Annotated in this window: 11 protein-coding genes; 3 read left to right on the plus strand and 8 right to left on the minus strand. The window is 67.7% G+C overall.

The genetic code is table 11. The annotated features are described in order from the left end of the window. Positions 1 to 46: 46 nt before the first annotated feature. From coaBC to ACN0RJ_RS04020, 3 genes are read right to left on the minus strand one after another with little or no spacing between them, the layout of a single operon-like run. Positions 47 to 1,246 carry a bifunctional phosphopantothenoylcysteine decarboxylase/phosphopantothenate--cysteine ligase CoaBC gene (gene coaBC / locus ACN0RJ_RS04010; RefSeq protein ID WP_417719353.1) on the minus strand — a complete coding sequence of 400 codons (1,200 nt, stop codon included), beginning with the start codon at positions 1,244 to 1,246 and terminating at the stop codon, positions 47 to 49. Positions 1,247 to 1,302: 56 nt separating this feature from the next. Further along, positions 1,303 to 2,127 carry a ChaN family lipoprotein gene (locus ACN0RJ_RS04015; protein ID WP_417723471.1) on the minus strand — a complete coding sequence of 275 codons (825 nt, stop codon included), beginning with the start codon at positions 2,125 to 2,127 and terminating at the stop codon, positions 1,303 to 1,305. Next, positions 2,124 to 3,002 (minus strand): RNA polymerase factor sigma-32, encoded by an 879-nt coding sequence (locus tag ACN0RJ_RS04020; RefSeq protein WP_417719355.1) that lies wholly within the window; start codon positions 3,000 to 3,002, stop codon positions 2,124 to 2,126. Before ACN0RJ_RS04020 ends, ACN0RJ_RS04015 begins: the two co-directional genes overlap by 4 nt. Positions 3,003 to 3,245: 243 nt before the next feature. On the opposite strand from ACN0RJ_RS04020, the gene ACN0RJ_RS04025 reads away from it, so the two are divergent. Further along, positions 3,246 to 4,112, plus strand: coding sequence for a glutathione S-transferase N-terminal domain-containing protein (locus ACN0RJ_RS04025; protein WP_417723472.1), 867 nt, complete (start codon positions 3,246 to 3,248; stop codon positions 4,110 to 4,112). A gap of 3 nt (positions 4,113 to 4,115) precedes the next feature. Here the strand turns inward: ACN0RJ_RS04025 and ACN0RJ_RS04030 are convergent, their stop codons facing one another. Further along, positions 4,116 to 6,305, minus strand: coding sequence for a primosomal protein N' (locus ACN0RJ_RS04030; protein WP_417723473.1), 2,190 nt, complete (start codon positions 6,303 to 6,305; stop codon positions 4,116 to 4,118). A 114-nt stretch (positions 6,306 to 6,419) separates the two neighbouring features. Between ACN0RJ_RS04030 and fsa the strand changes: the two genes are divergently transcribed. Beyond that, positions 6,420 to 7,073, plus strand: coding sequence for a fructose-6-phosphate aldolase (gene fsa / locus ACN0RJ_RS04035; protein ID WP_417719358.1), 654 nt, complete (start codon positions 6,420 to 6,422; stop codon positions 7,071 to 7,073). A gap of 90 nt (positions 7,074 to 7,163) precedes the next feature. On the opposite strand, the gene ACN0RJ_RS04040 is transcribed toward fsa, so the two are convergent. Together ACN0RJ_RS04040 and parA are read right to left on the minus strand one after the other, a co-directional pair. Continuing rightward, positions 7,164 to 8,000 carry a DUF6206 family protein gene (locus tag ACN0RJ_RS04040; protein ID WP_417723474.1) on the minus strand — a complete coding sequence of 279 codons (837 nt, stop codon included), beginning with the start codon at positions 7,998 to 8,000 and terminating at the stop codon, positions 7,164 to 7,166. Positions 8,001 to 8,037: 37 nt separating this feature from the next. After that, positions 8,038 to 8,679, minus strand: a complete 642-nt coding sequence (gene parA, locus ACN0RJ_RS04045) for a ParA family partition ATPase (protein ID WP_417723475.1) — start codon at positions 8,677 to 8,679, stop codon at positions 8,038 to 8,040. A gap of 173 nt (positions 8,680 to 8,852) precedes the next feature. Between parA and ACN0RJ_RS04050 the strand changes: the two genes are divergently transcribed. Next, positions 8,853 to 9,521 carry a hypothetical protein gene (locus ACN0RJ_RS04050; protein WP_417723476.1) on the plus strand — a complete coding sequence of 223 codons (669 nt, stop codon included), beginning with the start codon at positions 8,853 to 8,855 and terminating at the stop codon, positions 9,519 to 9,521. Positions 9,522 to 9,577: 56 nt separating this feature from the next. Here ACN0RJ_RS04050 and ACN0RJ_RS04055 read toward each other — a convergent pair whose 3' ends face one another. Both ACN0RJ_RS04055 and ACN0RJ_RS04060 read right to left on the minus strand, forming a co-directional pair. Continuing rightward, on the minus strand, positions 9,578 to 11,866 hold the full coding sequence (locus ACN0RJ_RS04055) for a glycosyl hydrolase family 28-related protein (protein ID WP_417723477.1): 2,289 nt from the start codon (positions 11,864 to 11,866) through the stop codon (positions 9,578 to 9,580). Positions 11,867 to 11,999: 133 nt separating this feature from the next. After that, on the minus strand, positions 12,000 to 12,416 hold the full coding sequence (locus tag ACN0RJ_RS04060; RefSeq protein WP_417723478.1) for a DUF4864 domain-containing protein: 417 nt from the start codon (positions 12,414 to 12,416) through the stop codon (positions 12,000 to 12,002). Positions 12,417 to 12,480: the final 64 nt, after the last annotated feature.

The raw sequence follows: 12,480 nt of genomic DNA on the forward strand, positions 1-12,480 counted from the left end.
TCGCCGTCGACAGCCGCGATGTTTCGTCGAAAACCCGGGCGACCGTTCAGAGCCCGGCGAGGGTGTCGGCGATGCGCGCCGCGAGGCGGGCGGCGACGTCGGACTTGGCCGCTCGCGGCCAGTGTTCGGCGCCGTCACCGGTTATCAGCACCACCGCGTTTTCCGTGCCGCCCATGATTCCCGTCGCCGGGGAGACATCGTTCGCGACGATCCAGTCGCAGCCCTTGCGCGCCCGCTTCGCGGTTGCGTGGGCGACGACATCGTCGGTTTCGGCGGCGAACCCGACCACCAGCCCCGGCCGCCCCTCGGTCAGGGCCGATATTTCGGCCAGGATGTCGGGATTCTCGGTGAATTCGAGCACGGGAAGCGCGCCCGCCACCTTCTTGATCTTCGACCCGCTTTCGCTGACGACCCGCCAGTCGGCCACCGCCGCCGCGAAGACGGCAGCATCCGCAGGGAGCGCGGCGAGCGCGGCGGCGCGCATCTCGCGGGCGGTTTCGACCTCGACGACCTCGACACCGGCGGGGCGCGCGACTTCGGCGGGGCCGGTCACGAAGACCACCTCCGCCCCGAGATCCCGCAGCGCCGCCGCGATCGCGGTGCCCTGCGCTCCGGAGGAGCGGTTGGCGATGTAGCGCACCGGGTCTATGGGTTCGTGCGTCGGGCCCGAAGTCACCAGCACGCGGCGCCCCGTCAACGGCCCGCCGGACAGTGCCGACTCGACCGCCGCGACGATCTCGCCCGGTTCGACCATGCGGCCCGGGCCGAATTCGCCGCAGGCCATGTCGCCGGAGGCGGGGCCGACGACGCGCACGCCGTCCCCGGTGAGGGTGGCGAGGTTGCGCCGTGTCGCGGCATGTTCCCACATGCGCACGTTCATGGCGGGCACGATCATCACCGGCGTATCCGTGGCGAGCAGGAGCGTCGAGGCAAGGTCCCCCGCCAACCCCTGCGCCATCTTGGCCATCAGGTCCGCCGTCGCGGGCACGACCAGCACCAGATCGGCCACGCGCGACAACTGGATATGGCCCATCTCGGCCTCGTCGGTGAGGTCGAACAGGTCGGTGTAGACCTTTTCCCCCGCAAGCGCGCCGACCGAGAGGGGGGTGACGAATTCGCGTGCCGCGCGGGTCAGCACAGGCGTCACCGCCGCGCCGCGCTCGCGAAGGCGGCGGATGGTTTCCAGTGCCTTGTAGGCCGCGATGCCGCCGCCGATGATCAGAAGGATGCGCTTGCCGCTCAGCATCACCCGCTCTCCCCGCTGTTGTCCGCCACGAGAGTTAGAGCCCCCGCGCGGAAAACTCAATTGGCAGGCGACCCGTCGCCGGTGAAGGCCTTGCAGGGATCTTCGCGTTCGACGGCAGGAGAATCCTCGACCGCGTCGAAGCCGCCGTCAGGGGGTGTGCCCCCTTCGCCCTGCCCCAGCGCGGCGACGCGGACCTCCGGCGCGGCCATGTGCACCATGGCGGGCGCACCCCAGTCCTTGCGGGCATGGCCGTTGCCGGTGATGACCACCACCGGCCCGCCATGAACCGCCAGCGCCTCGAGCGCGGTTTCGGCAAGGCGCGCGTCGCGCAGGCGCTGGATGCCGACCATGACGGGCAGCATGTCGGCAGGCAGGGCATCGCAATGCGCGGACTTCTGGAGCGCCTCGCGTTCGGCCATGATTTCGAGAGGCAGGGGTTCGTCGAGCCCGTAGAAGCCCGCCGTTTCACCGAAGATCGCGGCAAGGTCACCGCCCTGCACCTGGCGCGCCTCTTCGCGCGGCAGGGCGGCGCCGAAGATCGCGGCCTCGGGGGCGGCGGTGAAGATGGGGTAATACATCGCGAAATCGGGCCAGCCGCTGTCGTCCCACTCCAGCGCCTCGGCCATGGCCGCCGCGTCTTTCAGATGTTCAGGGTGGATGCGCGCAGCCTGGTCGGTGGTCAGCATCTCGAACACCAGCGCCGTCGGCTTCATCTCGCCCACCAGCGCACTCTGGCGCTCGTGATGGGCGGGATTGTCGTGCACTTCCCCCAGAAAGACCACCTCTGCGCCGCTCAGCGCCTCGTCCCCCTCTTGGGCAAGCGCTCCGCAGGGAAGCAGGAGGAGGGTGAGGGCGAGGCGGCGCGCGATGAGTCTGTTCATGCGAGGAAGTGTTGCACCTCGCGCGAGTTGGCTTCAAGAGACTTGCGCATCTTGGCAAAGGCGGCGGCTTCGAGTTGCCGAACCCGCTCCTTCGAGAGGCCGAGTTCCTGACCGAGGCTTTCCAGCGTGCGGCTTTCGTCGCGCAGCTTGCGCTCGCGCACGATGAAGCGTTCGCGTTCGTTCAGGGAGGTCAGCGCGCTGACCAGCCATTCCCGCAGTTGCGCGTTGTCGAGCCGCCCTTCCACGATGGAGGAACTCTGTTCACCCTCGTCTTCGAGGGTGTCGATCCACTCGCGCCCGTCCTCGTCCGTCGACTGGGTGGCGTTCAGCGAGAAATCGGAACCGGAGAGCCGCCCCTCCATCATGATGACGTCGTTGAGGGGCACGCCGATCTCGGTCGCGATGGCATTGCGCAGCTCGTGCCGTTCCAGCACGAGCCCCTCGGCAGCCGCCTCGCGTTCGAGACGGGCCTGCACGCGGCGCATGTTGAAGAACAGCGATTTCTGCGAGGAGGTGGACCCGGTGCGCACCATGGACCAGTTGCGCATCACGTAATCCTGGATGCTGGCCTTGATCCACCACACCGCATAGGTCGAAAAGCGCACCCCGCGGTCGGGATCGAACTTGTCGGCGGCCTTCATGAGGCCGAGCCCGGCCTCCTGGATGAGGTCGTTCATCGGGGCGCCGTAGCGGCGGAACTTCGAGGCCATGGAGATCGCCAGCCGCATGTAGGCCGTGATCAGCCGGTGGAGGGCCTGTTCGTCCCGCTCGTCCCGCCAGGCATAGGCCAGTTTCAACTCGGTTTCGGCATCGAGAAGCTCGGCCTTCATGGCGCGGCGGGACAGGGTCTGATCGTTGAATGTATCGAGCGCCATGGAAATTCCCCGCTGTATCGGACCGCCGTCAGGGTCCGGCTGTCTCAGTCTACTACGGAAGGGTAACGCCGATGTATCACGTTTGGTTTCCTGAAAAATGCGCGGGGAGGATGTCTTTTTCGAAATCGGTGCCCGGAAGGGGGCATTCATCACCTCCCGTGATCGCCCCCCGCACGAAAGGGCATTTCCAAAACCGGCCGGCCCGGGCCACTCTGGAACGAACCGAAATTGCAGGGTACGGCAATGAGTTACGAACTTGTCCTGGGGAATTACACCTATTCGAGCTGGTCTCTGCGGGGCTGGCTTCTTCTGCACCGCTTCGACATTCCCTTCCGGGTGCGGCGGGTCGACTTTCTCGACGGCTCCGTGGCCGACCAGGTGGCCGCCCTGCGCCCGGCGCGTACGGTGCCGGTGCTCGTCGCCGATGACGGCGCCGTGATCTGGGACAGCCTCGCCATTGCCGAGGAAATCGCCTCGCGCCATCCGGACGCGGGGATCTGGCCATCCGATCCGGCGGCGCGCGCCATGGCGCGCAGCCTCGCGGCGGAAATGCACGCCAGCTACGGGGCGCTGCGCGGCGAATGCCCGATGCACCTGCGCACCGCCTATTCGGATTACGCGATCTCGGACGAAGCGAGGGCCGACGTGGCCCGGATCGAGGATCTGTGGTCCTTTGCCCGCGCCCGGTTCGGCGGGGACGGCCCCTGGCTCTGCGGGGCCTATTCGGCTGCGGATGCCTTCTTTGCCCCGATCGCGGCGCGATTCGCCACCTACGGGCTGGGAACCGGCGACGCCGCGCGGGACTATGTGGCGGCGCATCTGGGCGACCCGGCGTTCCGCCGCTGGCGTGCGATGGGTATCGCCCGGCAGGAACATCTGCCCTGGTACGACCGCGACGCACCGCGCACCGACTGGCCCGGTCCCGCCCCGCGCGCCGCCCGCGCGGTCGAGGACGGTACGCCCGAAAACGACGCCTGCCCCTATTCCGGCAAGGACATCACCCACCTGCTGGAGATCGACGGGCGCGTCTTCGGCTTCTGCAATGCCTTCTGCCGGGACAAGACCCTGGCCGATCCCGAGGCGTGGCCCGCCTTCACCGCCCTGCTCTGAGCGTCAGAAAAAGCTCTGCGGGTCGATGTCGATGGCAAGGCGCAGCGACCCCTTGAGGCGGAACTGCGCGGTCCATTCGGCCAGCGCGGGTTGCAGGGCGACCCCCTTGGGCGCCTTGACCAGCAAGCGTGCCCGGTGGCGTCCGCGCACCCGGGCGATGGGCGCGGGCGCAGGCCCGTAGACCTGCGCCCCGATGCGGCGCAGCGGGGCGTCCTGCCGCGCCATGGCGTTGCCGAGGTCGAAGACCTCCTGAACCTCGGTCGAGGACAGGATGACCCCGGCCAGCCGTCCGTAGGGCGGCATCCCCGCCGCCATGCGTTCGCCCGCCTCGGCCTTCCAGAAGCCTTCCTCGTCCCCCGACAGAATGGCGCGGATCACCGGATGTTCCGGCTGGAAGGTCTGCATCAGCGCCGTGCCACGCTTTTCGGCCCGCCCGGCGCGCCCCGCCACCTGCCGCATGAGCTGAAAGGTCCGTTCGGCCGCGCGCAGGTCCGACCCCTGCAGCCCGAGATCGGAATCGATCACCCCGACCAGCGTCAGCAGCGGGAAATTGTGACCCTTGGCGACAAGCTGGGTGCCGATGATGATGTCGGCACCGCCGGCGGCGATGGTCTCGATCGCCTCCTTGAGTGCCCGCGCCGAGCCGAAGAGGTCCGAGGACAGCACCGACAGCCGCGCGTCGGGGAACAGCGTCTGCGCCTCTTCCGCCAGCCGCTCGACCCCCGGGCCGACGGCGGCCAGCTTGTCCTCGGCCGCGCAATCGGGGCAGGCAGAAGGCTTGGGGATCGTTTCGCCGCACTGGTGGCAGACGAGGCGCTGCAGGAAGCGGTGTTCGACCATCCGCGCGTCGCACTGGCTGCAGCCGATCTGGTGGCCGCAGGCGCGGCAGACCGTGACCGGCGCATAGCCCCGGCGGTTGATGAACAGCATCGCCTGTTCGCCGCGTTCGAGCCGCAACCGCACCGCCGCCTGCAGGCTGGGCGAGATCCAGCGGTTTCCCGGCAGATCCTCGGCCCGCATGTCCAGCGCGCGCATCTCGGGCATGACCGCCTCTCCGAACCGCGCGGTAAGGTCGAGCCGCCGGTACTTTCCCGCATCGGCATTGGCCCAGCTTTCCAGCGACGGCGTGGCCGAGGCCAGCACCACCTGCGCGCCGTTGATCGAGGCGCGCAGCACGGCCATGTCGCGGGCGTTGTAGAGTACCCCCTCCTCCTGCTTGTAGGAGGTGTCGTGTTCCTCGTCGACGACGATCAGCCCCAGGTCGCGGAACGGCAGGAACAGCGCCGAGCGCGCGCCGACCACCAGCTCCGCCCCGCCGCCGGAGACCATCTTCCAGACCCGCCGCCGTTCGGTCACGGTGACGCCGGAATGCCATTCCGCGGGTTTCGCGCCGAACCGCGCCTCGACCCGGGTGAGGAATTCCGAGGTCAGCGCGATCTCGGGGAGCAGAACCAACGCCTGGCGCCCCTGCGCGAGGCATTCGGCGACGGCTTCGAGGTAGACCTCGGTCTTGCCCGAGCCGGTGACGCCCTTGAGCAGGGTCGTGCCGTAGCGACCCGACGCGACGCCCTCGCGCAGGGCGGTGGCGGCGGTCTGCTGGTCGCCGGTCAGATCCTTGCCGCCGTAGTCGGGATCGAGCCGGGGAAAGGGCGTGTCGCGGGGGGCGTCCTCCTCGCGCACGGCGCCGGATTTCGTCAGCCCCTTGACCACCGAGGTGGTCACGCCCGCGGTCTCGGCCAGTTCGCCCAGCGTCAGCGCCAGCCCGCCCATGTCGCGCAGCACCTCCAGCACCCGGCGGCGGGCATCGGTCATCCGGTCCGGCTCGCCCTCGCCCAGCCGGTAGATGCGGCGCATCGACGGTGCCTCGCCAAGGCCCGGCGCGCGGGTGGCAAGGCGCAGCATGGCGCTGAGCGGGGTGAGCGTGTAGTCGCCGGCGCGTGCCAGAAAGCTGCGCAGTTCGGCGCGCATCGGCACGGCGTCGAGCGCCCGGTGCACGGCGCGGATCCTGGACAGGTCGTAATCGCCCTGCCCCGGGCCCCAGACCACGCCCAGCACCCGGCGCGGGCCCAGCGGCACCTCGACGAAGCCGCCCTGCCAGCAGCCGCCTTCGGGGGCGCGATAATCCAGAGGCCGATCCAGCGGCTGCGTCGTCAGCACCGCGACCAGATCGCCTTCGGCATAGAAATCGTCCATTACGGGGTTCCGAGGAGTTCCGTTAGCGCTTGACCATCGGGCCTTCCGGCCCGGCCCCTCATGGGGTAAGACACGCGCGACCGAAAGCCAAGCGACCCCGGGAGGGAGACCCACATGAAATTCTTCGTCGACACCGCCGACATCGACGCCATCCGCGAACTGAACGACCTCAACATGGTCGACGGCGTGACCACCAACCCCTCGCTCATCATGAAGTCGGGGCGCGACATCCTCGAAGTGATCGCGGAGATCTGCGACATGGTCGACGGCCCGGTTTCGGGCGAGGTGGTCGCGACCGACTACGAGGGCATGATCGCCGAGGGCAACAAACTTGCCGAGATCGCGCCGAACATCGCCATCAAGGTGCCGCTGACGCTGGACGGCCTGCGCGCCTGCAAGACCTTCTCGGACGACGGCCGCATGGTCAACGTCACGCTGTGCTTCTCCGCCAACCAGGCGCTGCTCGCGGCCAAGGCCGGGGCGACCTTCATCTCGCCGTTCATCGGCCGTCTGGACGACATCAACATCGACGGGCTGGACCTGATCGCGGACATCCGCACGATCTACGACAACTACGGGTTCGAGACGCAGATCCTCGCCGCGTCGATCCGCACCGCGAACCACGTGTCGGAATGCGCCAAGATCGGCGCGGACGTGATGACGGCACCGCCCTCGGTCATCAAGGGCCTCGTCAACCACCCGCTGACCGACAAGGGCCTTGCCGCCTTCGTCGCCGACGCGCAGAAGGCGGGCATCAAGATCGTCTGATCCGCGAGGACCCGGTCTTTCATCGAAGGATCGGGCGCCGCGCCCGACTGCCGGCCCGGGGGATTTCCGATCCGTCCGGGCCGCCTCGTTTCAGACGTTGGGGGCGCCCTGAAGCCCCAGCAGTTTCCGGAACCCCGTCCAGTAGCCCGGCAGTCGCGGAACCTCCTGCATGTGCGGCAGCGCCTCCTCCGCCCAGAGCGGCATGGCGCGCTCCGCGAAGTCGCACCCCCAGTCGAGATAGGCGCGGGCATCGTCCGGCCGCAGGCGGCAGGCCGAGCCGACCAGCCCGACGAGGGTTTCGGGCGGGGAATACCATTCGTCCTGTATCCCCGTGACCCGGCGCTGCATCAGCGGCCCCACCATCCGCATAAGGCGGCTTTCCGAGAAGGTCAGCAGCATCCGCCCCATCTCTTCCCGCGAATAGTGGATGAGCGGCGGGAAGGTGTCGAAGAAAACCGCCTGCCCGTCGCGGATCGCGAAATTCCGGATCGAGGGATGAAAGCCGATGCGGGTTTCGAACCGATCGGCGTAGTTCCAGAACCGCGCGATCACCTGTCCCGCGGCCTCCATCATCGCGAGGCTCTCCTCCCGCCCGACCTGCTGCATGAGCGGGCGCATCAGCGATTCCGCCGGCAGCGCCTCCTGCACGATGACCGGCAGCCGTGCGGTGCCCTCTTCCAGCAGGTGAAAGGCGGTGTCGGGCAGCGGCACGCCGGCCTCGACCAGGGCGGCGGCGTAGTCGTCGTGGCAGCGGGCCAGCCGTTCGGCCACGGCCCTGTCCCGCAGCGGCTGATAGACCTTGATGACCCTGTCGGCAAACGGCCCGTCCGCCGGGCGGAACGGCGCGCAGAAATAGCCCAGCTTCGACACCGGCTGCGTGGCGCGGTTGCGCGTGATCGTGTCGGACAGCGCCGCAAGGTCGGTCATCGTCGGGTCTCCCTGCCCACCACGGGCAGGCACGGTCTTAGCCGTTCGCGAGAACCTCCGCCACCTCTGCGGCCAGCGCCTCGACCTCGCCGCGGGCGGCGGTCTTGCGGCCCTCGGCGGCGCTGCGCCCCTGGCCGAAGGCCTCGGCATAGCCGACGCGGTTGGCAAAGCGGCTGTCGGCAACCCGCGCCGACATCTTCTGCGCGGCCTCCTCGACCTCTCGCGCGAGGCGGGTGCCGGGGCGGGTGCGGTTCAGCACCACGAGCGTCTCGCGATTCTCGCGCCGGGCAAGGTCCAGAACCCCCTCGGTAGCCCAGAGGTCCACATGGCTCATCGAGACCGGAACGATCACCAGGTCCGCCGCGCGCAGCGCCGGGCGCAGGTCGCTGTCGGCCTTGGGCGGGGTGTCGACGATCACGACGTCATGGGAATCGGCCAGCTTGCGGCATTCGTAGGTGATTCCCCAGGCCGAGGATGTGGCGAATTCCAGCCCTTCCGCCGCGCCGGGGTCGATCTCGATCCGGGTCATGAACCAGCGGCCGAGACTGCCCTGCGGATCGATGTCCACCAGCGCGACCTTCAGCCCCCGCATCCGCAACCCAATCGCCAGATTGGCGGAAATCGTGGTCTTGCCCGATCCGCCCTTCTGCTGCGCCACCGTGATCACAGATCCCGTCATGGAAACACCCCCGAAGTCCGCCCGATTCGCCAGCCCTCCCGACGTCTCGTTTTGCAGATGCAGCATAGGCATTCCCCCGACCCCGTCCAGCCCGCTTAACCGGGCGTCACCTCAATCCTTAACCGTGCCTTAACCAAGATGAAGCCATGCTCGGACAGGCCGGGAGGGCGTTGATGACGTATTGGCGAGCATTGATCCTCACGTTCCTGCTGCTGGCGGGAGAGCCGCTTGTGGCCGGCGCCTGGCTGCGCCCCGAAGGCGAGGCCTTTCTCAGCACCGCCGCGCGGTTCTCCTGGCCGAAGGACCTGTCCCGCATGGTGTCGAAGGACCCGCACGGCCGGTATCATTCGCTCTACTTCGAATACGGGCTGACCGAGCGATACACCCTCGGGCTCGACCTCGGGCGGTCCGGCACCGGCGGGGGCAAGGCGATCGTCTTCCTGCGCCACCCGCTGCGCGACCGCGAATCCGGGCTCCGGATCGCGGCCGAGCTGGGCCTCGGCCGGATCGACGACGCGCCCGTGCTGCGCCCCGGCCTGTCGCTGGGTCTCGGGCTGGAAAACGGGTGGCTCTCGGCGGAGGGGCTGATGGAATATTCCGCCGTGACCGGCCTCGCCGATTACAAGCTGGACCTGACCCGCGGGTTGAAGTTCGACAACGGGCGCATGCTGATCCTGCAATTGCAGACCGGGTTTCCCGCCGGCAAACCGGGCTATGCGCGCCTTGCACCCTCCCTCGTCTTTCCGCTGGCGCCGGGCCTCAAGGCCGAGGTCGGCGGCGCGTGGGGGCTGACCGGCGACGAGTCGATGGGCGTGATGCTGGGCCTCTGGGCCGAATTCTGACCCCCGTCCATGAAAAGACCGGCATTCCGGGAAACGAAATGCCGGCCCGGGCCGCCTCAGCTGTCCATGCGCACCGTCACCGCAAGGTCGCCGCGCATCGGCTCCGGCCAGATCGCATGGACCCGGTCCTTGCCGCTGCCCTCTTCGGTCGAGAAATAGGGCGTGACGAATTTCGTGACATTGTCCGCATCCCGCGGACGCGAGGTCAGCACGACCGAAGTCACGTAGCGGGCATGTCCGCTGAACGGCAGCTTTGAATCGGTCTCGATCTGCCAGGTGTCGGCGTGGCTGTTCTGGCTGAACCGTACCAGAAGCGGGTTTTCGGTGCCGTAGGCGACGTTGTTATAGTTGTTGCCGGTGAAATGGACGTTCTTCATCGCGCCCAGATTCAGCGGTGCGAACGAGGTATCCACGCGCTCGACCCGGTTGATCGTCGTGCCGACGCAGCGGAACAGGTTCCCGGACACGTTCAGCCCGTTGACGATGTTGTTCGCGCCGTAGGGTTTCACCACGAGGAACGAGAACCACGCCGCGACATGCGAGCACAAAAAGACGTTCCCGGTCACCGTCATGCCCGAAAAGCCGAACCCGCCGGTGTGATCGGGGTCCGTCTCGCGTTCGTTGGTCCATTCGATGTGGCAGTTGTCGATGTAGTTGTTGCTGATCGTGGTGTTGCAGGCCTTGTAGGCCAGCACGATCCCTGCGCTGCGCACCCCCGCCGCCGCATCGTCGCCCTGAAAGAAATGATTGCCCATGATGGTCGAATGCTGCCCGCCGATCACCGCGAAATGGCGGAACTGCGACGCGCGGTTGTTGCGCACCTTCACGTCGTTGGCGTTGGTGTTGAATGCGATGGTGACCCGGTTCTGCGTCAGCGCGCCGCCTTCGGCGCTGATGAACTGGTTGCTTTCCAGAACCAGCCCCTGGCAGCCCGTCCCGATCGAGGTGATGCCGCGCGCCGCGGGCCGGTTGAACACGCAGTTGCGCACCACGTTCACCGTGCCTTCCTTCGGCAGCATCAGCCCGCTGGACATCTCCTGGCACTGGAATTCGACATCCTCGATCTCGAACTTCTCGAGCTTGGTGAAACCGCTGAAATCGAGGAGATACCGGAACCGCGTGAAGGTGTAGTTCTGGGTTCCTTCGGCGTCGTGAAGATTGTCCGACAGGGTCACTTCCTGAGTCGCGTTGTTCTTGGCCGTCACGTAGATCTCGCGCCCGACGCCCGCGCCCTCGACAAGACTGCCCACCGCGATGTTGGCCACGTTGGCGACATTGGTCAGCTTGCCGGCGTTCGAGATCGCATAGGTCGCGTTGGAATTGACGCTGAGCGGCGCCCACTGGCCGCTGTCCTCGGCGCGAAGCTGACCGTTGCGCAGGACCCGTCGCTGCGAAAAGGTGTCGCGATTGCTGACCGCCGCGTGCACATCCACCGGCGCATCGAGCGACACCCGCCGCCCGCCCAGGTCGAGGCTTTCGTGATCGGCCCCGTTCAGCAGGGATTGCAGGGCCTTGCGCAGGGCCTCCTCTTCGTCGCCGCCGAACGCATCCACATAGGTGGGGAGGTCGAAATCCTTGGTCAGCGACAGGATCGCGGCACTCGGCATCGTCAGCGTGCCCTCGAAGACCACGTGGTTCTCGAAGGTCACGGAATTCGACACCCTGTAGGTGCCCGCCGAGACGAAGACTGTGCGCCCGGCCGCCGCCGCATCGGCCGCTTCGAAGGCCGCGCTTTCATCGGCCACGCCGTCGCCGACGGCGCCGTAGTCGCGGACATCCACCACGTTGACGAGATCGCGGATGAAAACCTCGGTCACGTCCTCGATCACGATATCGTCGACGCGGACCACGCCTCCGTTCGGACCGAAAAGGTCGATGCCGAAATGGCCGTGATGCGCCCCGGGGCCCCAGGGCATGTCGACGCCCCGCCGCGAGCCGACGCCGACGATGGCCGAGACTTCGACCACCTCGCCGTAGGAAGACAGGGTCGCGGTCGCCCCGGACAAGGTCACGCCGGGCAGCGCATTGCCGTTGCCGTCCCCCGCCCAGGCGCCGATGCGCACGTTCGGAAGGCTGCCCGCCAGCGCCTTTATCCGTGCGGTCACGCGCAGGTAGACGCCCGGAAAGATGGGCGTTTCGCCCATGTAGCGCAGTTTCTGCACCGTCTCGGTCTTCTGGATTTCGAGGCAGCCGGCGAAATCGGCATCCGCAGGCACGAAGGCGGCCGTGGCAAGGTTCTGGTAGCTGTCCGATCCGGGCAAGCCGTCCCCCCGAGACCAGACATCGAGCCCCTCGGAAAAGGGCGTCGGCATGAGGACCACGCCTTCCGTTACCGCAATGTTCATGCCGTGCATCCTTTGCTGCTTCACCGCCCGACCGCCACGACGGTCCGGTGCAACAGCAAATACTTACGACATGTTAACGGTTTCCGGGCCCACCGTCACGGCGGCCCGGCCGGGGCGCAACGGTCCGGACGCGTCAGGCGCTCACGCCGGGCAACCGGGCGATCTGAACGCCGGCGATGCGCCAGTCACCGTCGATCTGCTCCATCCGGTAGTCGAGCGCGTGGACCGTGCCGCCGGGATCGGTCACGAAGACCCGCTGCCAGAGCACGCCTTCGACGTCGCGCAGGTCGCCGAATTGCACGTCGTCGTGCCGCCAGACCATGGGATAACCGCGCTGGACCATGGCACCGAAATTGTCGGCGCTGCGGAACATGCCCTGGATGCCGGGGCTGGCATAGTCGAAGGCCGTTTCGAAATCGTCACCCTCGAAGGCCCGCATCTGCCCCGAGATGACCGCCTCGATCCCCGGCACGGGCGCGACGGCCTCCTGCGCCATGACCGACGTCGCCAGCATCACGCCCGCGACCATTCCCATCAAACCTTTCCGCATCAGCCGACCTCCTACCTGACTGCATCAGGAAATAGGTCGGCTTTCCGCAACGTCAAAAAGAAGC

Source organism: Salipiger sp. (assembly GCF_048261495.1).
Lineage (GTDB): Bacteria > Pseudomonadota > Alphaproteobacteria > Rhodobacterales > Rhodobacteraceae > Salipiger.